Raw genomic sequence first — 20,327 nt, 5'->3', positions numbered from 1 at the left:
CCGTCTACTTCCCAACCGGCTCAAATGCCCCGAAACTCGAAAACATAAGGAATATCAATGAATAATGCTCAGTCGATACCGCAACCCGCAGCAGATGCGGAAACCCTCATTAGCGGCTTCCTTCCGTCAGTCCGGGCGGCCCACTTCAATATCGCGCCTGAAAGGGCCGACGATCTGAAGACCGTACTCGGCGGCCCTCCCTGGATCATGGACTTCACCGCAGGAACGGCGAATTTCGTGGCGCACGTGACCGAACCTTCGATCGAAGTGCGCTATTCCGCCTTGCTGAGCCTGTGGGCGGTCGCCAAGGCTGCTCTGCAGATCAGTCAGGCAATGGCTGACGCGGCCCGGCGCAAGGAGAAGTCGCTGATTTTCAGGCAGGGCACGCCAGAACATGAGGGGCGCTATCTGCTGGATCTCGCGAGGAAATTGGTCCGGGATGCGAATTTCTCCTGGCCTGCCGATGTGCCCCGCCCAGACCCGACTGCGTCGGCTGGCAGTCGCGAAGACATCATCAACAACGTGTTTCTGGGGGCATCCGGGTGGTGCGTGCTGCACGAGGTCGCTCATGTGCACCTGAAGCATCAAGGCGCGAATTCCCCAGACCTGATGCTTCAGCAAGAATTCGATGCGGACGACTGGGCCACACGTTGGGTTCTGGAGAAATGTCCGAACGATACTTTGCGACAGTTCAGGGTCGTCTGCTGCGCCGTCGGACTGACGTGGATCGGAATCGTGGACTCGATCCGTCGTGGAAGCGTGGATCATCCGCACGCCTCGGAACGTCTGATGAGGTGTGCGGACCACTTCCGCCTGAGCGAACTCAGTCCGGCGCTCGAGATCGCCAATCACATCCTCAAGGCGTTTTTCAATCCCGACGACGAACTACCCATTGCCGACGATCCTGGTTCGGCGTTCCGGGAAACCATGTTCGCCTATCTGCGAAATCCTCGGTAATCGGCCCAAGGCGCTAGAGCTGATCATACAATTTCGCGCCAATACCCGCGGATGGCACCGGCGAGTGGATACCGCGGCTCGGAAGAACTGTTCCTAGCGGGTTGGGCAAATCTGCTCAGCCCCATTCGTCTGTGGAGGCTTTACGGGCGACCCGACGAGGCGTATCCACCGTGTTCACCATTTAAAAAGCGGCAGAGGCAAGGAACGTGGGAATACCAGCTCATTTCAGTCTCGAACTTCCCCGTCGATGCATGACGCTCATCAACGAGCTTTTGCCGACAACCGCTAACATATTTGCCGATCGAGATGACCGAGCGCTTGGTGGGTTGAGCAGCACTTTTCTTCTTTCAATGGCCGGGCCAATGCTGACCTTGCCGATCGAACGAATAGAGCGTCAGCTACAAAGGAAGGAGCGCGAAGGCTATGCCGATGATCGGCAGCTAAACCCGACGCTCCGTGATGCCTTGAAGAACGAGCTTGGAGGGGGCAGATTTCAGCGAACGCCATTCTTTGCGCCGGGCCAATGGAGCTTCAAAGAGTGGCCCGCAGACATCAACATTGCGAATGGAATGCCCATCGAGCTTTGTACGGCATTGGGGGCCGACGAGGCGTTTGCTCAGGCTGCCGCTTTGGAAACTTCGCGTTGGTGCAGCTGTCTGAGGAATGCTCTGGCTCATGGGGGCATCGCATATCTGAATGAAAATGGTCATTCATCGTACGATGGCGGGCCTGTTCAAATGTTCTGCTTCGTCAGCGGAAAATATGCCGAACGTGGTGATGAGACGCCCGTGGCCCTCAATTGCTTGCGCATTCGGGAGGAACACTTCCTCGATTTTCTGCAGCGGTGGGTCAATTGGTTGGAAGAATCGAGCGTGATGCAACAACTCGCAGCTTGACCGGGCATAGCGCCGCAACTGCTCATGCCGCGGCAGCAACCTTTTTCGGAAGGTATCTCGCAGGGGCCCAGGCTCGCGACGAATCCCAATACCCCTTACCGTGGAAGCGCACGATTTCGGGCCTCCTGATCGCCATACGGCGCAAATAGACGATCGAATCGGACGATGCGATGGCGACTCGTCTCTTCGCGAGGCTAGCCACGATGTCGTCCGGCATCATTGGGCATTTGGCCTGTCGGACGATCGCTACGATCTCCTCGTCGACCAGATTGTGATAGCTCGGGGTCTCACGATCTGCAGGAAAGGTGTGGCCCATGAACGCTCGCTGGCGCAGCCACCAACCAGCACCGACCAGGTACACGAACTCGTTCTTCTCCTCGTTCATGGTTGCGTAAAAGAATTGGTCCTTGTCCGAAGGCCCGAGCCGCACCTCCTTCTTGCGCAGCATCGAGAGGACTTCCTTGGTCTCGATCGGACGATCGGCATTCTCGAGAATCCGACGCGTTTCCTGGATGACGGCGTCCCGAGCTGGCGGCGGCATGTCCAGCGAGACCGCGCCTTGCTTAAGCTTGTTTAGAAACGGCTCGACCTCAGCGCGCAAATAACCGGAGTTGAGACACTTTGCGAGTTGTTTGTCGGGCTTGAAGCCGGCGCGTTCGATCTGGTCCTTTAGCGTTGGGAAATAGCCACCAACGTGCTCCTTGATCTCACCCATCATGATAAATTCTCTCGCGAACGCTTCGACGTGCTTCGGCGGCAGCGCGCTCGCACCCTTCTCCACGCCAGAAAACAAGCCAATCTCGATGGCCCGGCGCAATCCACGCGCATTTAGGCGCATAATCCTGGCAGCGGCGGAGAACGGCACCAACTCTCCTGCTTCCATGAGTTGTTCAGTGGCCGCTTGGCGCATTTTATGATGGGTGGGATCCACCGCTGCGAGCGCCTCATTCTCATCAATGAACAAGGTGTTCAGGCCAAGGTCGCGGCCCTGCATTCGCTCCCGAACGAGCACCTTCCCATCCAGCACTAATCGCACACCGTGAGCGATCGTCACCGACCGGTTCTTACCCAAGCGCGAAATGGCCAACAATGTTGGTGAAGGCTTGGAAACCACGGGTGCGGTGCCCGCAAGTTTCCTCAGCAGACCATCCACGTCCGTCGGCCGGAAGACGTAAGCATGGCGCTTGCCGCCACCCTCGAGAGCCGGCACCAACGAGCCGTTCTCCATCATTTCACGCAATGGACGCCTGCCGATGCCAAGACGCTGCATGGTTTCTTCGAAAGAGAGTGCTCTCTTCAGATCGTGGGCAATCCGGTCCACGTCCTCCACCGAAAACGAGAGCTGGCTGCCCGATAGCTTTTCTGTCCGGATCAAACCCAGCGCCAAGCCGATGTTTTTCATGGCGAACACTGACGTCTCTGCCTTGGCTGCGGCCGCCTTCAGCGAGAGCTTACGGCGCGCATTTTCCGGTATCTTGGCCAGATGGGCCTTGGGCGTCACCGGAAAACGCGCAGCACCGTGCAGATGAATGGCTTCCGCCAGAAGTGGCGAGAATTTCACGCCGCGTTTGTGGTTGAACCAGTGATATAGCCAGCCATAGCATTTGCTGAACCCGTGTTCCGGCTTTCCGCCCTGATCGATATATTCGTCAAAAATGCGGGTCAGCAGCTCGTCCAGTTTGCCGTCGGCAAGCACCTCGAAGCCGCGCGCCTGCACAACGCTTAACGAGATGCCGAGCGACTTTGCGGAACGCCACTCGCGACTATAACCCTCGCAGGCCGAGCCGATGCGTTCCAGCATCTTGAATACGTCGGCCATAGGAAGCGTATCGAGGACCTGGACTGTCTCGGCCGATCCGACTCCGAAACGCGACAGAATGTAGGCGTCCGACCGCAGCACTTTCGCATCGGCCGGCCGACGCTCGAACCGATAGCGGTCCTGCGCACCGCAATCCGAACAGATCGACACGCCGCCATCTCGCCAACTCAGCCCGGTCCCGCACGGACACTCCCCAACTAATTCCAACCGGTGCCGCGGACATGTGGACAATGGGACAAGGTCCCACCAGAAACGATGGTGATCGGATTCCGCGACACATCCAGGACACAGCCTGCGGTCCCCGAAATGCAGGTACTTGTCGACCGCGTGATCGCGCAGGACGAGCTTGCCGTCTGTCAATCGGCCTGTAAATTTGACCCCTCATCGGCGTCCAATTTTGGCTCTGACTCACTTTTGATGCAGTTCGAGGGATGTCTGGCGCTTTGATTTGGGGGAGAATCAGCGCCATGCAGCAGGCACTCCAGCGCTCCAGTCTGGTGCCGAGTGGATTTGTTGTAGAGAGTGCGTACTACGAAGGTGATAAGGCTGTTATTGCGGTCCGGGCGTCGGGAAGCATTGGTCTGTGCCCATCTTGCGGAACGGTTTCCCGACGCGTCCATAGCCGATACCGGCGTCGTGTGACTGATCTTCCCCTTTCGGGGCGGATCGTACAGCTTCTGGTGATTGCTCGTCGCTTCCGTTGCGGCGCCGTCCTATGCGGGCGCCAAATCTTCACCGAGCGCTTCGCCGAAGGGGTGCTGGCACCGTCGGCGCGACGCACGGCAAGGCTGGACTCTATCGTCCATCACCTCGGTCTGGCACTTGGCGGTCGACCGGCAGCAGGCTTCGCAAAACGGCTAATGCTGCCGGTGAGCAAGGATACGCTCCTTCGCGTGGTCCGACGCCGTAGCCGTCCGCCAGCTGATCCGCTCAGGGTTATCGGCATTGATGATTGGGCCTGGCGGCGCAACCACAGATACGCCAGCATCATCTGCAACCTGGAGCGGCGCCGAGTAGTCACCCTGCTCCCGGATCGGGAGCCCGCAACTGCCCAAGCCTGGCTCGCTGCTCATCCCACGATCGCGATCGTTGCCCGTGACCGTGGTGGGGGATATGGCGAAGCGACAGCAAGAGCCTTACCGCATGCGGTACAGGTTGCAGATCGTTGGCATCTGATGGAGAACGCCAGTCGGGCCTTCCTCGATGCCGTTCGCAAATCGATGCGCCAGATACGCACAGTGATCGGCGCGACCACGATTGATCCCAAGCTGCTAACAGCCGCAGAGCGGATCCAGTATGAGGGTTATCTGCGCCGCGAGGAGACCAATGCGGCTATCCTGGCTCTGTCGAAGAATGGCATACCTATCAAGCAGATCGTGCGTCAGACTGGTCACAGCAGGCAGCTGGTACGGCAGGCGATTCGCGGCGAACGACACGATGTCTTCCGGACCCGGCAAAGTTCGTTGGACTTACACTTGCCGTGGCTCGACGATCAGTGGGCGTCCGGCTGCCGAAACGGGGCTGAACTTTGGCGTCGTTTAACGGCGCGTGGCTTCAGAGGCTCGCTCCGCGTCATCAGCGAGTGGGCGACCCGCAGACGAAGGGCTGAAAAGCCCGACGCACGAAACCTTCAGCGGATTCCATCGGCCAGAACGATCGCGCGCCTCATGACAATCGGCGGAGATCTGCTCACGAAAGCAGAGACCGTCACGGTCGCGGCAATCGAAGCTGGCGTACCATCCTTGGTCGAGGCTCGCGAGATCATCGCCGAATTCCACTTGATGATCCGACGCAGAGCCGAAGCAGGGCTCACGCCGTGGATCGACCGCGCCCGCGCCAGTCTCGTGACTTCCTTCGCCAGCGGCGTCACGAAGGATGAAGCGGCGGTTCGGGCGGCAATCACTTCGCCCTGGTCCAACGGACAGACTGAAGGTCAGATCACCCGCCTCAAGCTCGTGAGAAGGCAGATGTACGGTCGCGGGAAAATCGATCTCCTTCAGGCCAGGCTAATCGGTGCAGAATAATCGGAGCTGCACCAAAATTGCGTCAGAGCCAATTTTGGACGCCGATCCCCCGGCTTAGGGGGTCAATATTGCAGGCCGAATGACACATCACTGCCCAGAGTTGAGTAGCCCAAGCTCTCGGAGTCAAGAAGCGCCGGCACGGGCGTGCAATTTTCCGCCGGGTCTTGAGATCGCGATATCGGCAGAAGTAGACTGGCATCGCAGGGGAAATGAGATGGCGGTGTTGGATCCCGTCCGGAAGGCATGCCCGGCGTGCGGCAGGCCGATGAAGGCTGTGCCCGACGAGGCTCGGGAGGGGCGGCTGCGGTGCGTCTGCACTGATTGCGACGACGATCCGCTGCGCGACCCGACAGCCCGCAAGTGGATCGACGGCCCGCTGCGGCCCCCGGAGCAGTAGCTGCGCTAGTCGAGGCTTGAAACCGTATCTCGCTATGAGTGCAGTGCAGCCGTGGGTGCAGCGACGGGGAAAGTAAGTCGCCTACAAGTACGTCCCCGAATCGGGGCAAAGTAGGTCCCCTAATTTGGTCGGCACCACCGGTCTGGTTCATACCATAGAACGTCCGCGATTTGGGCATAGGCCCGCGATCGCAAAAGGCCCCGCCGAAACGGCGGGGCTTTTTTCAGGGCGACCTTAGTCATTCGCCATTCCCGGCATGACTATCTGGTGCTCGTCGAGCAGGTCTTTGAGCGTGCTGGCTCGCCAGACCTGTTCCAGCATGGCACGAGGGCGCTCTCGTCGGCATAGATGGTGATCGTCTCTGCGAAATTGTCCGGGACCGCCCAGCCCCGCCGCGCCATGCGCGAGCTCAATTCGTCAGCCAGCTTGGCTTTCTCTCCGTCGCTTGCTGCGGTCGGGGCTGGGGTCTTGCTCGCCTCGGCGACGATCGACGGACGCGGCTGGTACAGTCCAGGAAACCAGCGCTCGATGACGATCGACGGGATGCCAAGACGGACAGGGCCCTTCGGCGTATCTGACACTAGGAGGCCTTTCGCGACCAACTCGCCGAGTACCGTGCGCGCCTGCCTGTCCTGGTAACCTGTCAATTCGACAGCGCGTGCGCGCGGAAACTCTCCGATCAAGATCGCCTCCCGCAGGAGCCGCCATGAACCCTTGGGAAGACGCTTGGCTCGAACCTCCTCGTCCGCCCAGACCTCGACGCGGTTCATAAGCTCGGAAGGACTGAGCAGAGACCTCATAAAGTCGATCTGATCGATGCAGACCTCAAGGAAGAACCGGCAGAATTCGGCGAGGCCGGCTTCGGTCAAGGTGCCGCGCCCGTCCAGAACTCCGCGACGAGGCTCGTCCGCGGCCTGCAGCAGTTCCTTGTAGCGACCGACGTTGCGCGCCAGGCCGCGCGATACGGACCACAACTCCGAGCCGATGCCGAGTTCTTTCAGGAGCGCATGCGACAAGAGGGGGGTGACGCGGCCGTTCCCGTCCATGAAAGGATGGATCCAAGCCAAGCGGTGATGACCGGCGCTGACTGAAAGAATTCGCTGCGTCTTGCTCAGCATCGGCGACGAGTAGAACTGGACGAAGCGGGCAAGAAGAGCCGGCAGCGTTGCCGGCTCGGGGGCAAGGTGCTCGCCGACCTTTACGTGTCGCGTTCTGAGTTCGCCAGGCGTCATGCGGATCGTCGCCTTCGTGACGGGGTCCTCGATTGCCAGCAGACTGTCAGGAAGACGGCTGCAGAACTCCCGGTGGATCCAGCAGATGCCCTCGACCGACAAAGCCGGGGACGGCATCTCTCCGCGATCGATGATCCCCTGCACTTCGATGTGGGCTTTAGCCTCGAGCTGAAGGTCCCGCTTCTTCGGCTCCTTCGAATAGTCGTTCTTCATCGCTCGCTCGATGTCGGCGAGATGGGTATCGTGACCTTCGATGAGGTTGGAGTAGTAGCAGTTCATCGCCCTGACGATGTCGCCGACGGAAGCTTTAAGCGACGCGTTAAGGCCTCCGCTGAAGGAGCTGGAACGAGAGAACGAACTTGATGGCGGATCGGAGCGTCGGACGCTCCCCTCTCCACGTTCGGAACTTGGATTCCACCCGTAGGGACTGGCCAGAGCGGTCTTGTAAAAATATCATCGCTGGTCTATGTATATCCCATTTGGATATACACCAGGAATCAGCATGACGACCTCGACGGTGTTCATCAGTAATCGCAGCCAAGCCGTCCGCCTGCCCAAGGCAGTCGCCTTTCCAGAGAATGTGCATCAGGTTGACATTCTGAAGATTGGCCGCAGCCGCGTGATCGTGCCTCAAGGCAAACGATGGGATGATCTGTTTCAGAACGGACCGCGCGTCAGCGAGGATTTCATGGTTGAGCGTGGACAGCCGGCAGCCGAGAAGCGCGAGCCGCTCTGATGCTCACCTATATGCTCGACACGAACATCTGCATCTACGTCATAAAGAACTATCCACTGGAACTACGCGAAAAGTTCAATGCACTGGCCGAACAACTCTGCATCTCAAGCATCACGCTTGGCGAATTGCATTATGGCGCAGAGAAATCCGCACGCCGCGCCGACAATCTAACCGCTATCGAGCATTTCGTGGCGCGTCTTGACGTGCTGCCATTTGCGGACAAGGCGGCCGCGCATTACGGTCAGGTCCAGGCAGAACTCGAGCGTGTGGGAACGCCCTGTGGTCCTCATGACATGCAGATCGGTGGACATGCCCGCAGCGAAGGATTGATCATCGTCACTAACAACATGCGCGAGTTTACTCGCATGCCGGGGGTTAGAATCGAGAACTGGGTCTGATTGAGGACAGGAAGGTCAGAAGTACCTGCGCAACGCACGGCTTCCACGTCGCACCCAGATGCATCAGCCTTAGAGGACGCACTTTGCTCGATGTCGGCGTGTCTCTGCGCGCGTCGGTAGAATCTCGACTTAGCGATTCCAGCAGGTTGGAGAGCTGTTAGGGGACAGACAAACTATGCCCGGCGCGTCAGAGACGTCCGCTCGCACGCGGGGCAGCGCGACGTAGTAGGTGACCTCGGACATCTCAGTCGTACCAATCCTTTCGGTCGCGAGGGACCTCGAACCGGCCACGCGAGTAGCCGGCGGAAACAGAAGCCCGGAGCTCCTCGACCTGCGCCTCCAGGAAGCCGTTCGCTACGATGAGCGCTTTGACGGCTTCCCGGGCATTGCTGCTGCAAGCCGCGATGGCCTGGTCGGCGGCGGCATCGAGGTCGTCGGGGGCCAGTCTGGATGGCTCGGGGTGTGCGCTCACCTGTTCTGCAGGCCTGTGTAGAACCCTAACTAAGCGGCGGGCGGCGCGGCGAGCAACTGCTGGATGCGTAAGGTTAACGAAGCCGGAGCGCCGTTCTTATTGGCCGCTGTGAATGGATTTGATAACCCAGTGCGCGGAGGGCGACGGGGGCCGATGCTCATTGAGATCAACGCGGCGCCCCTGGCGATTGCGGAGGCTTCGGACTGGCGGACGCCGCAACAGGTGAAGCGATCGCCATCCCAAGGCGAACATCCTGAAAGGCGGACGTGTGGTGTTCAACATCAAGGCCAATGATTACCGCCTGATCGCCATGGTTCAATATCGCGATGGCGTCTTGATGATCCGCTTTTTCGGCAGTCATGAAGACTATGACGAGGTGGACGCGGAGACGGTGTGATGAAGGCAACATTGATAGTTATCCAGAACCAGGCCGATCATGAGTCGGCCAAGGCGCTTGTCGGCAAGCTGATGCAATCTAATGACACTGCCGATCGAGCGCGTATGGTGGCTCAGGCTCGCCTTATCGAGGCATATGAACGCGCGCGCTGGCCGCGCAAAGCGCCGCCGTTGCCCGATTTGCTTACCTATCTGGTGGAGCAACATGGTTTAACGCGCGCTGATCTTGTGCCGCTTCTGGGCACCGCGCGTCGCGTCAGTAAGCTCATGTCCGGCAAGCGCGAATTGAGCATGACGATGGTGAAGCGTCTGCGCGAACGTTTCCATATTCCGGCGGATTTGCTGATTTCCGCGAGTGGAAGTGTTGCGGCTTAGTCAATCGGGACCATGACTTTCGAAAGGTGGGCGTGCTTTGGTCGGCAGCCATCGACATTCGCATCGACGCGAGAAAGTCAGCGCATGCGATTCCAACGACCTGCAGGGGATTAGTGGACGCACTTCGACCGGCGCCGCACCGGGGGAAGGGATGAGCCGCAAAGGCCACTACTTGGGGGGAAGTACCGTCATTCGTGCTGGGGACACGTCCTGGTTCAGTTTCAAAGAGCCGAAATGGGCGCGGATCTCCGTCCTCATGGGGACATCGAGTTCGTTCACGACCGGCGCCTTCGGAAGCTTGACTGTCCCACCCCTGATCGTTCTGCTCTTGAGCGTTACCAATGCGTGCAGCACAACGTCGCCCGATACAGCTATCGGCTCGATCACGTAGGCGAGCTCCGCGGCACCGAAGCGAAAGCTACGGCTGGCGGCTGCAAGTCGGAACCAAGCATGCCGGATTTAGGCTGGGATTTCCGCGCTCATGGACCAATCTAAGGTTGCATTCATGACATTTCTGGGTGTGCGCCCGCCCCGAAAAACGTGACACTTAATTGGGTCTTTTGACGCCTAATTGAGTCCCAGCACAGCGGTGCATTGCGGGGCGGGTACGCAAGACGGAATCACGGAAATGGCAGTAATTTCGGCCGGTTCGGGGCTCTCGCCTGTCTAAGGTTGTAAATTTTCCGAACTGAGGAGGGCTAAAAACGTGACACTCTTTTGTGTGTTTTGACACTCTTATGAGTCGCAGCACACGCGAACAGCGTCGCCCTACGGATCCAGCTCCGTATCCCAGTAGAGATAATCCAGCCAGCTGTCGTGCAGATAGTTCGGCGGGAACAGGCGGCCGTTGCGGTGGAGCTGGTGCACGGTCGGCGCGAACGCGCTCTGGCGCGGAAACATTTTTGCCTGCGCCGGCGTCAGATTACCCTTGCGCAGATTACAGGGCGAGCACGCCGCGACCACGTTCTCCCAGGTGGTCTGGCCGCCTTTGCTGCGCGGGACGATGTGGTCGAAGGTGAGGTCTTCGGGCGAGCCGCAATATTGGCAGGCAAAACGATCGCGCAGGAAGACGTTGAATCGGGTGAACGCGGGATGCGTGGTCGGCTTGACGAAGGATTTGAGCGAGACGACGCTGGGCAGCTGCATTTGCAGCGTGGGACTGTGGACCGCCTGATCGTAATGCGCGACGATGTTGACGCGGTCGAGGAACACCGCCTTGATCGCGTCCTGCCACGACCAGAGAGACAGCGGGTAGTAACTCAGCGGCCGGAAGTCCGCATTCAGCACCAACACCGGCCAACTGCCTTGCGAGACATGTGCGTTCAAGTAACGCTCCTGGCCTCCAATATACGCTGCGAAGCAGCATGTACTGACATACTACATGCAGCGTGACGGGATTGTGAAGCCCGTTGAGCGACTTATTCAGATGCACGCAATGCGGCGGCGGGGTGGCAAAGCGCTCAAAACCGCCGTGATTTGGGGGGCGAGGACGACGCCGGGGGGAGGCAGGGTCGGCCCGACAGCGCATCGCGGCTTCGCCCGCCCAACTATTCCCGCACCCGCTCCAGCTTCTGCAAGCACCGCGTGGCGCGCACCACGGCCGGCATCTCCTGGTCCGGAAAACTCGTCTTCCAGTCGGTGACGCCGACCTCGCCGACATAGATGTCGCCCTTCGAATCCAGCGCGATGCCGTGCGGAGCCAGGAATTTTCCGCTGGCGACACCCGGCCCTTCTTCGCCGCCGAGCCGCGCGATGCGTTTGCCTTGTGCGTCCACGATCGACAGCCGCGGGCCGAGATTGGGCACCTTGCGGTTGACGGCGAGGCCCGGGCCGAGCTCGCCGATTACGAATGTCGGGCTCTTGCCGCCACCACAGCAGCACAGTGCGCAGGGCCGGTGCAGGTTGTTCCACTGCGTCTCGTACCTGCCCTCCCCATCGAACACCTGCACGCGATGGTTCTCGCGGTCGGCGACATAGACAAAACCGTCGGCGTCGGCGGCGATGTTGTGCACGATGTTGAACTGGCCGGGATCGGTGCCGGGCTCGCCCCAGCTCTTGAGCAGCTTGCCGTCCGGCGTGAACTTGTGCACGCGCGCATTGCCATAGCCGTCGGAGACGTAGATATCGCCCTTCGGCGACAGCGCGGTATGGGTGCAGCGATGGAACGGATCGCCGCTCATGAACGGCGACGGCTTCTCGGGGATGCCGATCGTCAGCAGGACCTTGCCGTCGGTGGTGCATTTGCGCACGGTGTGGTCGCCGTCATCGGTGCAGTAGAGATTGTCGTCGGCATCGATGTGCAGGCCGTGCGCGCGGGAGAACAGGCCTTCACCCCAGCTTCGGAGGAAATTGCCCTCGCGATCCAGCACCACCATCGGATGGCCCCCCCGGTTGAAGACGTAGACGCGGTCCTTGCTGTCGACGGCGACCGAGGCGACGTCGGTCAGCGTCCAGCCGTCGGGCAGCTTCGCAAAATTGTCGACGACGCGGTAGCGGTGCTCGCCGGTGCCGAGAATGGCAGGCATTTGTTTTTCCTCTTCTTCGTTTCAGCGGCGCGATCGTCTCTACACTGTCATTGCGAGCGCAGCGAAGCAATCCAGACTGTCTTCGCGGAAAGATCCTGGATTGCTTCGCTGCGCTCGCAATGACGAGGCTTAAGCGGCGCCCGCCTCACGCCCCAAAATCCCTTCCTCGATCGCCTTGATCTGGAGCGCGAGATATTTCGAGTTGATCCGGCACTGCGCGAGGCTGCCGGCGATGAACCACAGGCCGGGCTGCTTCGTCCGCGCGTACATGTTGCGCAGCTCCAGGCCGTCGCCAAAGCCCCAGACCGGGCCGACGCGGTCGGCGACGCCGTCGCCGAACAGTTTTCGCACCAGATATTCCTGCGGCTTGTAGCCGGTGGAGAGCACGATGAGGTCGGCCGGAATGGTCGCGCCGTCCTTCATCCGTGCGCCTTCGGCCGTGAAGCTCTCGACGTCTGCAAACTGCCTGAGCCCGATCGCGCCCTCGACGATCAGGTTGGAGCAGCCGACATTGAAATAATAGCCACCACCGCGGGTGAGGTATTTGAACTGCCAGCCGGTGCCGGCCTCGCCGAAGTCGAGCTTGAATCCGACTTTGCGCAGGCCGTCGAGCAGCTCCTTGTCGAGCTCCTTCGACTGCTCGGTCAGCATCACATGGGTTTTCTTCGCGAGCGGCGTCGGCATCGAGGTCGCGATCAGGTCGTTGTCCTCGAGCGTGCCTTCGTTGTAGGTCGCATAGGCGAGCTGGGCCGACGGCTCGATATTGGTGACCAGCGTCGGCGAGCGCTGCACCAGTGTCACCTCGGCGCCGCTGGAGCAGAGATCCTGCGCGATGTCATGGCCGCTGTTGCCGGTGCCGATCACGATGGCGCGCTTGCCGGTCCAGTTCTCGCCGTCCTCGTAGCGGCTCGAATGCAGCAGCGTGCCTTTGAAATTGGCGAGGGTCGGAATATCAGGCACATTCGCGATGCCGCTGACGCCAGTCGCCATCACCACATGGCGCGGCCGCATGGTGCGCTTGCTGCCGTCGGCGCGCCGCAGCGTGACGGTCCAGCAGCCCTTCGCGTCGTCATAGCTGCCGCCCTCGAACTCGGCGCCGGTCCAGAAATCCAGCTCCATCGCGTCGACATAGGCTTCGAACCAGTTGGCGAGCTTGTCCTTCGGGATGTAGGTCGGCCAGTTCGGCGGGAACGGCATGTAGGGCAAATGATTGACCTGCACCTGGTTATGCAGGGTCAGCGCGTGATAGCGCTTGCGCCAATTGTCGCCGATCCGCGTCTCGCGATCGACGATCAGCGTGTCGATCTTCAATTGCTTCAGCCGTGCTGCAATCGCAAGGCCGGCCTGGCCGCCGCCGACCACCAGCACGGCAGGATCGCGATCGGCGTAGTCGCGGGCTGCGTTACGCAAATCGAGCCAGTTCGGCCCGCGGAAATCGCGTGAATAGGCCTGCCCCCGCGGACGCGACGTGCCGAGTTGCTCCTCGAAGCCTTTGAGCTCATCGAGCGCGGTGAGCAGCGTCCACGCCTTCAGCCGGTCGCCATCGGCGGTATCGGGCACGAGCCGGACGATGCCGCTGCCGCGACCGATCACGGTCTCGAAATTGAAGATGATCTCGATATTGCTGGTGCCGGCGCGCGTAACCCAGCGCGGCGCCGCGCGGTTGGGCGCGATCGTGAAGCTGGTCGGCGCCGCCCGTGGCGCGAGCGCCCTCAGCGCTTGGGCAATCCGGTCGTGGCCCGCGATCGTTTGCAGGTTCCAGCTCAGCGCCAGCACATCGCGCCAAAAACTGTCGGCGAGGAAGAGATGGTCCAGTGCGGCCGGATCAGGCTTGCCGAGCGAGCGCTCGAACTCATCGAGCCAGGCTTGCGCCGAGACGGAAATATCCTTCGTCTTGTCCAGCATGCGCGACCTCGTGGCCGTCTTCGCGGCGTTTCCTCTGAGGTTGACGCTATACCGGTTCGAGGAGCCTCGAAAGCGGTTTACCCGAGCAGAGAGAGCATGTGGCCCTGCTCCGGCGGAATACGCCCTTTCAGCGTATCGAGAAACACCTGCCGCACCGCGTCGGGTCCGCGGCTCTCGACCACGGTCAGGCTTCTCTCCAGGAGCGGCGCAAAGCCGGACCATGCCGCGCCAAAGCGCTGCTCGATGCCGCCCGGGCCCCATTCCTTGGCGCGCTTGCGGATCTGGTCGGGCGCGAAGAACCAGCGCGGCTTTGCACCGGGCAGCTCGCCTTCGTCGGGCTCGGTGGCGCGATGCGTCAATCCGACGCGTACGGAGCATTTCATCCGGTCGCCGAAGTGCCGATGCAATCCGGCGCGCAGCGCACTGTTGCCGGCCATGTCAACGAAGGCGATCGGCGCGCCCGATGGCAACGACGCAATGCGGTCATAGGTGACGACCTCGTCACAGCAACCGAGCGACGAGACAAAGTCGACATTGCCGGCGGACGTCAGCCCGATCACCTTGCGGCCGCGCGCGTGCAACAGATGCGCAAGGCCGAACGCGGTCTTGCTCGAGGCGCTGGAGAGCAGCACGGTGCGGGCGCCGAAATCGTCGTTCTCGGCCAGAAAGTCGTCGACCAGGAACGACAGCATGAATAGCGGCCGCAGCAGCGCCTGGTAATCGCCCTTCCGGCCGGCGTAAGCGGGATCGCCGCTGACGCGGGCATAGGCGTTGTAGACCGGCGCCACGCCCTGCCGGTGTGCGGCACCGTCGCGAAGGCCGCGCTTGCTCACGTCGGTCGCCTCGATGACGAGATGCGTCGCCATCGGGAAATAGCCGAACAGGCGCTCGCCCACGGCGATGTTCGGATGACTGGACGCGAGCACCTCGCCAAAGCCCCATACCGGAATGTTGCCAAAACCGTTCGGCGCGGGAAAGAGCTGCCAGTATTTCAACTCGTCGCCCATCACCGCATAGGTGATGTTGTTGGCGGTGAAGGCGAAGCGGTCGACCTTCACGAGCAGGGCGTCAGGCGGCAGCGTATCCGCGCCGGGAAGCTCGGTCGTGACCACCTTGCACTGGTCGAGGTTATCTTTCGCAACGACGAAGTCGATCGATGTCATGGCTTTGATCCGGGCTCTGTCTGCGCCGGCATTTCATCGTTCACCCATGATCTTTTTGCAACAGCAACATAGTTTAAAACGCCGTTCGCAGCCGTTCGTTACGCGCCGGCGCGTGCGTGGCCCGCCCAATAGGGCTCACGCAGCTTGCGCTTGAAGATCTTTCCCGTCGCCTCGCGCGGCAGCGCGTCGCGGAATTCGACGTCCTTCGGCACCTTGAAATTGGCAAGCCGCTCGCGCAGGAACGACTGGACCGCCGCGGACGAGAGCGCTGCGCCCGGCTCCGGCTCGACATAGGCGCAGAGCCGCTCGCCAAATTCCGCGTCGGGAATACCGAACACCGCGCAATCGCGCACGCCGGGCATTCCGATCAGCGCATTCTCGATCTCCGCCGGATAGATGTTGACGCCGCCGGAGATCACCATGTCGCGCTTGCGGTCGCACAGGAACAGATAGCCGTCCTCGTCGAGATAGCCGACGTCGCCGACGCTGACGAGACCGTCGCGGCCCGCCTCGGCGCGGGCCTCGGCCTTGCCGTGATAGTCGAAATCCGGCACCGAGGCCTGCCGCATGTAGATTTCACCGGGTTCGTTGACGTCGCACGGGCTGCCGTCGGCGCGGAAGATCTTGACGACACCGCCCTCGATGGCGCGGCCGACGGTGCCGGGCTTCTTCAGCGCCTCCGCCGCGGAGTGCCACACCGGAATTCCGGTCTCGGTCGAGCCGAAATATTCGTTGATGACGCCACCCCACCAATCGATCATCGCCTTCTTCACGTCGGGCGGGCAGGGCGCCGCGCCATGAACGACAAAGCGCAGCGACGACAGGTCGTAACGCCGCTTCACGTCGTCGGGCAGCCGCAGCAAGCGGACGAACATCGTCGGAACCATATGCATGTGCGTGACGCGATGGCGCTCGATCAGTTGCAGCAGGTCTTCGGGATCGAAGCGCGGCTCCAGCACGATGGTGCAGCCACTGCGATAGGCTAGCATGCCGTAGGAGTGCGGAGCGGAATGGTACATCGGGCCGTTCATCAGCACGACCTGATCCTCGTTCGGCTTCACACCGTAGGCGATCGCCCCGACGCGCTCGGAGGCTGCGACCTGCTCGGGGCGCATCGGCATGCGCCGCACCCCCTTCGGCATGCCCGTCGTGCCCGACGTGTAGAACATCGGCGCGCTGCGGCGTGGCGGCTGGGTGAGTTCCGCCTGGCTGTCCCGCCATTTGTCCCAATCGGTCAATCCGTCCGGCACCTTTGCGAGTGCAGCGGGGATGTCGAACGCGCCGGCGATCTCCGGCGGCGTCGGCACGACCATCAGCGCCAGTTCCTCCGGCAGGCCGTCGCGAATCTGCGGCAGCAGGTCGGCATGGCAGATCAGGATGTCGGCGCCGCTGTCGGCCAGGATATAGCGGACTTCGGCAGCCTTCAGATGCCAGTTGATCGGCACCACCGGTCGGCCGAGCGCGGCGGAAGCCGCGACCACCTCGAACAGGGCGAAGTCATTGCGCAGCATCATGGCGACCGGCGTGCCCTCGCGCCCGCCGAGCGCGCTGATCCCGCCTGCGGCCCGCCTGATCCGCGCATGGAGTTCTGCATAATCGATCCTGCGCTCGCCGCTGATGATCATGGGATGTCCTCTACCGGTCATCGAGAATGCCGCCGAACGGCACCCAGCTCTTGCCGTTGAAGCGGCGGAGCTGCAGCTGCTGGAACGGCAGATAGTCGTCCGGACCGGTCGACACGCTCATTCCGGGCAACAGCAGCGGCAGCTTCACCTCTTTCAGCGACGCGGCCTGCTTCAAGATGTTGTCGCGGCTGACATCGTCCTTGCAGGCGTTCAGCACCGTCATCAGCAGCGTGGCATAGTGATAGCCCGCGGCGTAGTTGGAGTTCGAGAGATCCGCGGTCGGCATGTATTGCTTCATGAACGCGAAATATGACTTCACGCCGGGATCGTCGGCCCATTGCGGGTCCATCGTGTCCTTCTGGTTGCTCGACGAGATCAGCCCGACCGCATTGTCCAGTCCCGCCGGCTCCAGGAACGAGATCGAGGAGGCCGAGGTCGGCACGAACAACAGCTCCGGCTTCCAGCCGATCTCGGCTACACCCTTGACCATCTGCGAGGTGAACTTGCCGAGCACCACGCCAAACAGCACGTTGGCGCCTGACGCTTTCAGCGTCGAGAGCTGCGAGCTGATCGTCGGCGCGCTGGTCTCGTAGCTCGCCTCCGCGATGATCATGCTTGCGGCCTTGGGCCCGAGCGCGCGCTTGAAGCCCGCGACATAGTCGCGGCCGAAATCGTCGTTCTGGGACAGGATCGCGATCTTCGCGTCGGGCTTGGCCTGCAAGATATACTTGGCATAGACGACGCCCTCGGATTCGTAGGCCGCCATGCCTGGCATCGTCCAGGGATTCTTCTGCGGATCGGCCCATTTGGTGGCGCCCGAGAGCACGAACAGCTGCGGCACCTTCTTGGCGTTGAGGTAACGCTGCACGGCGCTGTTGGTGGCGGTGCCGAGCGAGCCGAACATCATCAGCACCTCGTCCTGCTCCACCAGCTTGCGGGTCTGCTCGACCGTCTTCGGCGGCGAGTAGGCGTCGTCCAGCGTGATGAACTTGACCTTGCGGCCGTTGATGCCGCCCTCCGCGTTGACCTTCTCGAAGAACGCCTCCTGCGTCCGTCCGATCGCGCCGAAGCCGGATGCCGGACCGCTATAGGGCAGGGTCTGCCCGATCCGGATCTCGTCCGCACCGGCGCTGCCGGCGGCAAGCGTCAGCAAAGACAGGCCTGTCAGCGCGGCTGTCAGCTTCATGATGTCCTCCCGTTTGTCTTGTCAGTCCAATTTTCTTGTCGGACCAAGCCGTCAGGCGCTGGCGCGCATCAGGAAATCCTGCCGGGCCTGATCGAATTCGCCCTTCATCCGGTCGACCAGCTCGGCCACCGGCGGCGCATCCAGGATCTGGCCGATGCCCTGGCCCGAGCCCCAGATGTCGCGCCACGCCTTGGATTTCATGTTGCCGCCGGAGCCGAAGTTCATTTTCGTCTTGTCGGCAACCGGGAGATTGTCCGGATCGAGCCCGGCGGCGGCAATCGAGGGGCCGAGATAGTTGCCGTGCACGCCGGTGAACAGGTTGGTGTAGACGATGTCGTGCGCGGCGTGCTGCGTCAGCGCGGACTTGTAGGCTTCGTCGGCATTGGCTTCCTGTGTCGCGATGAAGCGCGTGCCCATATAGGCGAGGTCAGCGCCCAGCGTCAGCGCGGAGGCGATACCAAAACCGTCGCTGATTGCGCCCGACAGCAGGATCGCGCCGTCGAACCATTGCTTGACCTCGCGCACCAGCGCGAAAGGCGACAGCATGCCGGCATGCCCACCCGCGCCGGCGCAGACCAGGATCAGGCCGTCGACGCCCTGCTCGGCGGCTTTCCGCGCGTGCTTGACGTTGATGACATCGTGGAACACCAGCCCGCCATAGGAGTGCGCGGCCTCGACGATCTCGGCGGGCGGCCGCAGCGAGGTGATGATGATGGGCGCCCTGTGCTTCACACAGGTTTCCATGTCCTTCATCAAGCGGTCGTTGGAGGCATGGCAGATCTGGTTGACGGCGTAGGGCGCGACCTTCTTGCCGGGATTGCGCGATTTGTATTCGCCGAGCTCGTCCTCGATGCGGCTCAGCCACTCGTCGAGCTTTTCCACCGGACGGGCGTTGAGCGCCGGAAACGAGCCGACGACACCGGCCTTGCATTGGGCGATCACCAGCTCCGGCCCGGAGACGATGAAGAGGGGCGAGCCGACCACGGGCAGCTCCAGATTGTTCTTGAGCAGAGCGGGCAGTGCCATCCGATCCTCCTGACGACGCGCGTCAACGGCCTGCCGGCCGGGGTGAGCGCTTCCATGTCGATTGTCGCGCCGGCGGGGTGTCCGCCGCTTGCGTGTTTGACCCCACTATAGGGTTGGACGGCGCGCAGGGGATCGTTCAATATTGAACAAGCGGATATTCAGATTTGTACGGAGCCGGCGGTGGATTGGGATCTCTGCAAGACCTTCGTCGCGGTCGCCGACACCGGCAGCTTCACCGCGGCGGCAAAGCGCCTGCACGCCAGCCATCCGACCGTCAGCCGCAAGATCGCGGCGCTGGAGGCGCAGCTCGGCACCAAGCTGCTGGCGCGGGCCGCCGATGGCTTCGTGCTTACCGCCGATGGACGTACGCTGCGAGAGCATGCCGAGGCGATGGCGGCTGCCGCGCTCCGCGCCGAAGCCGCCGTAGGCGCCGGCGGGCGTAAGGCGCGCGGCACGGTCAAGCTGTCGATCGGCGCAACGCTGGCCTCGCACTGGCTGATGCCGCGGCTGCGCTCTTTTCTCAGCGCACATGATCACATTCGGCTCGAGATCATCACCCATCCGTTTCCGGCCAGCGTGCGCCGCCGGGAAGCCGACGTCGTGCTGCGCCCGGTCGACAGCGGTGAGGAAAATCTGGTCGGTCGCAGGGTCGGCCGCCTCGGCACCGGCTTCTATGCCTCGCGCGACTATGCCGCGGGCCGGTCCATGCCGGAGCGGAGCAGCGAGTGGAAGGGGCACAGCGTCATCGGCTTCGCCGACCAGGATTCGAACGCGCAGCTGGCGCGCTGGAGCGATGCGATCACCCGGCAAGGCACCATGGTGATGCGCTGCTCGTCGCAGGGCGACATGCTGGCGGCGGTGCGCGCCGGAATCGGAATCTCTGCGCTGTCCTGCTTCGTCGCGGAGAGCTATCCGGACCTCGTGCGCGTCGCGCCGCAGAAACTCGTCAGCGTCGCCGATCTCTGGCTGCTCGCCCATCCCGATCTGGTCGAGTTGTCCGCGGTGCGGGCCGTCGTCGACTTCGTGGCCGAATGCGCCCGCGCCGATCGCGAGCGGCTGCGAGGCTAGGGGGCCTGGTGCCCCGGACGCAGCGCAGCACGCAGTGATGCGCTGCTGAGCCGGGGCCCATGCTCCAACTCGCCAAGCCCATGGGTCCCGGCTCTGCGGTGCGTCACTTCGTGCCGCACCGCGTCCG

At 62.0% G+C, this 20,327-nt stretch carries 18 protein-coding genes; 8 read left to right on the top strand and 10 right to left on the bottom strand.

Annotated features, from left to right (window positions below; translation table 11 throughout):
- Positions 1-57 precede the first annotated feature (57 nt).
- Together AB7245_RS41645 and AB7245_RS41640 are read left to right on the top strand one after the other, a co-directional pair.
- Positions 58-957 (top strand): phage exclusion protein Lit family protein, encoded by a 900-nt coding sequence (locus tag AB7245_RS41645; RefSeq protein ID WP_439035614.1) that lies wholly within the window; start codon positions 58-60, stop codon positions 955-957.
- 251 nt (positions 958-1,208) lie between these two features.
- On the top strand, positions 1,209-1,853 hold the full coding sequence (locus tag AB7245_RS41640; RefSeq protein ID WP_439035613.1) for a hypothetical protein: 645 nt from the start codon (positions 1,209-1,211) through the stop codon (positions 1,851-1,853).
- 22 nt (positions 1,854-1,875) lie between these two features.
- Here the strand turns inward: AB7245_RS41640 and AB7245_RS41635 are convergent, their stop codons facing one another.
- On the bottom strand, positions 1,876-3,822 hold the full coding sequence (locus AB7245_RS41635) for a hypothetical protein (RefSeq protein WP_439035612.1): 1,947 nt from the start codon (positions 3,820-3,822) through the stop codon (positions 1,876-1,878).
- A gap of 317 nt (positions 3,823-4,139) precedes the next feature.
- On the opposite strand from AB7245_RS41635, the gene AB7245_RS41630 reads away from it, so the two are divergent.
- A complete protein-coding gene (locus tag AB7245_RS41630) occupies positions 4,140-5,696 on the top strand; it encodes an ISL3 family transposase (RefSeq protein WP_135217323.1) in 1,557 nt (518 codons plus the stop codon).
- A 657-nt stretch (positions 5,697-6,353) separates the two neighbouring features.
- Here AB7245_RS41630 and AB7245_RS41625 read toward each other — a convergent pair.
- A complete protein-coding gene (locus AB7245_RS41625) occupies positions 6,354-7,604 on the bottom strand; it encodes a Fic family protein (RefSeq protein WP_439035611.1) in 1,251 nt (416 codons plus the stop codon).
- A 223-nt stretch (positions 7,605-7,827) separates the two neighbouring features.
- Between AB7245_RS41625 and vapB the strand changes: the two genes are divergently transcribed.
- Complete coding sequence (vapB, locus tag AB7245_RS41620) at positions 7,828-8,061, top strand: type II toxin-antitoxin system VapB family antitoxin (RefSeq protein WP_334432905.1); 234 nt, start codon at positions 7,828-7,830, stop codon at positions 8,059-8,061.
- A complete protein-coding gene (gene vapC / locus AB7245_RS41615; protein WP_439035610.1) occupies positions 8,061-8,459 on the top strand; it encodes a type II toxin-antitoxin system tRNA(fMet)-specific endonuclease VapC in 399 nt (132 codons plus the stop codon). The genes vapB and vapC overlap by 1 nt, the downstream gene beginning before the upstream one ends.
- A gap of 244 nt (positions 8,460-8,703) precedes the next feature.
- Here the strand turns inward: vapC and AB7245_RS41610 are convergent, their stop codons facing one another.
- Positions 8,704-8,931, bottom strand: a complete 228-nt coding sequence (locus AB7245_RS41610) for a hypothetical protein (RefSeq protein ID WP_439035609.1) — start codon at positions 8,929-8,931, stop codon at positions 8,704-8,706.
- Between the two features lie 271 nt (positions 8,932-9,202).
- Between AB7245_RS41610 and AB7245_RS41605 the strand changes: the two genes are divergently transcribed.
- Complete coding sequence (locus AB7245_RS41605) at positions 9,203-9,328, top strand: type II toxin-antitoxin system HigB family toxin (RefSeq protein ID WP_439035608.1); 126 nt, start codon at positions 9,203-9,205, stop codon at positions 9,326-9,328.
- On the top strand, positions 9,328-9,702 hold the full coding sequence (locus AB7245_RS41600; protein WP_439035607.1) for a helix-turn-helix domain-containing protein: 375 nt from the start codon (positions 9,328-9,330) through the stop codon (positions 9,700-9,702). Before AB7245_RS41605 ends, AB7245_RS41600 begins: the two co-directional genes overlap by 1 nt.
- Positions 9,703-10,470: 768 nt before the next feature.
- Here the strand turns inward: AB7245_RS41600 and AB7245_RS41595 are convergent.
- The 7 genes from AB7245_RS41595 to AB7245_RS41565 all read right to left on the bottom strand — a co-directional run bounded on the left by AB7245_RS41595 (position 10,471) and on the right by AB7245_RS41565 (position 19,132).
- The gene (locus AB7245_RS41595; protein WP_063985805.1) at positions 10,471-11,028 is read right to left on the bottom strand and encodes an HNH endonuclease; all 558 of its coding nucleotides are present in this window, start codon (positions 11,026-11,028) and stop codon (positions 10,471-10,473) included.
- 221 nt (positions 11,029-11,249) lie between these two features.
- A complete protein-coding gene (locus AB7245_RS41590) occupies positions 11,250-12,227 on the bottom strand; it encodes a peptidyl-alpha-hydroxyglycine alpha-amidating lyase family protein (RefSeq protein WP_085401923.1) in 978 nt (325 codons plus the stop codon).
- Between the two features lie 129 nt (positions 12,228-12,356).
- Positions 12,357-14,132, bottom strand: a complete 1,776-nt coding sequence (locus tag AB7245_RS41585; RefSeq protein ID WP_085401924.1) for a flavin-containing monooxygenase — start codon at positions 14,130-14,132, stop codon at positions 12,357-12,359.
- A 77-nt stretch (positions 14,133-14,209) separates the two neighbouring features.
- Entirely contained in the window at positions 14,210-15,295 is a 1,086-nt protein-coding gene (locus AB7245_RS41580) for a DUF2855 family protein (RefSeq protein ID WP_085401925.1), read from the bottom strand.
- 98 nt (positions 15,296-15,393) lie between these two features.
- On the bottom strand, positions 15,394-16,920 hold the full coding sequence (locus AB7245_RS41575; protein WP_085401926.1) for an acyl-CoA synthetase: 1,527 nt from the start codon (positions 16,918-16,920) through the stop codon (positions 15,394-15,396).
- A 10-nt stretch (positions 16,921-16,930) separates the two neighbouring features.
- A complete protein-coding gene (locus tag AB7245_RS41570) occupies positions 16,931-18,106 on the bottom strand; it encodes an ABC transporter substrate-binding protein (RefSeq protein WP_085401927.1) in 1,176 nt (391 codons plus the stop codon).
- 51 nt (positions 18,107-18,157) lie between these two features.
- Positions 18,158-19,132, bottom strand: coding sequence for an NAD(P)H-dependent flavin oxidoreductase (locus tag AB7245_RS41565; protein WP_085401928.1), 975 nt, complete (start codon positions 19,130-19,132; stop codon positions 18,158-18,160).
- A gap of 180 nt (positions 19,133-19,312) precedes the next feature.
- Between AB7245_RS41565 and AB7245_RS41560 the strand changes: the two genes are divergently transcribed.
- Positions 19,313-20,200, top strand: a complete 888-nt coding sequence (locus tag AB7245_RS41560) for a LysR family transcriptional regulator (protein WP_085401929.1) — start codon at positions 19,313-19,315, stop codon at positions 20,198-20,200.
- The last annotated feature ends 127 nt before the right edge of the window (positions 20,201-20,327 follow it).

It is taken from the genome of Bradyrhizobium sp. 604_D8_N2_3, assembly GCF_051810765.1.
Taxonomy (GTDB): domain Bacteria; phylum Pseudomonadota; class Alphaproteobacteria; order Rhizobiales; family Xanthobacteraceae; genus Bradyrhizobium; species Bradyrhizobium barranii.
The sequence above is the reverse complement of the archived record's forward strand: the minus strand, read 5'-3'. Positions and strand labels throughout refer to the sequence as shown.

Bases quoted from the DNA above. Each gene is read 5' to 3' on its own strand.
- AB7245_RS41565 (WP_085401928.1), bottom strand. From the start codon at position 19,132: ATGGCACTGCCCGCTCTGCTCAAGAACAATCTGGAGCTGCCCGTGGTC.
- AB7245_RS41590 (WP_085401923.1), bottom strand. From the start codon at position 12,227: ATGCCTGCCATTCTCGGCACCGGCGAGCACCGCTACCGCGTCGTCGAC.
- AB7245_RS41585 (WP_085401924.1), bottom strand. From the start codon at position 14,132: ATGCTGGACAAGACGAAGGATATTTCCGTCTCGGCGCAAGCCTGGCTC.
- vapC (WP_439035610.1), top strand. From the start codon at position 8,061: ATGCTCACCTATATGCTCGACACGAACATCTGCATCTACGTCATAAAG.
- vapB (WP_334432905.1), top strand. From the start codon at position 7,828: ATGACGACCTCGACGGTGTTCATCAGTAATCGCAGCCAAGCCGTCCGC.
- AB7245_RS41640 (WP_439035613.1), top strand. From the start codon at position 1,209: ATGACGCTCATCAACGAGCTTTTGCCGACAACCGCTAACATATTTGCC.
- AB7245_RS41645 (WP_439035614.1), top strand. From the start codon at position 58: ATGAATAATGCTCAGTCGATACCGCAACCCGCAGCAGATGCGGAAACC.
- AB7245_RS41600 (WP_439035607.1), top strand. From the start codon at position 9,328: ATGAAGGCAACATTGATAGTTATCCAGAACCAGGCCGATCATGAGTCG.
- AB7245_RS41580 (WP_085401925.1), bottom strand. From the start codon at position 15,295: ATGACATCGATCGACTTCGTCGTTGCGAAAGATAACCTCGACCAGTGC.
- AB7245_RS41570 (WP_085401927.1), bottom strand. From the start codon at position 18,106: ATGAAGCTGACAGCCGCGCTGACAGGCCTGTCTTTGCTGACGCTTGCC.
- AB7245_RS41625 (WP_439035611.1), bottom strand. From the start codon at position 7,604: ATGAACTGCTACTACTCCAACCTCATCGAAGGTCACGATACCCATCTC.
- AB7245_RS41575 (WP_085401926.1), bottom strand. From the start codon at position 16,920: ATGATCATCAGCGGCGAGCGCAGGATCGATTATGCAGAACTCCATGCG.
- AB7245_RS41630 (WP_135217323.1), top strand. From the start codon at position 4,140: ATGCAGCAGGCACTCCAGCGCTCCAGTCTGGTGCCGAGTGGATTTGTT.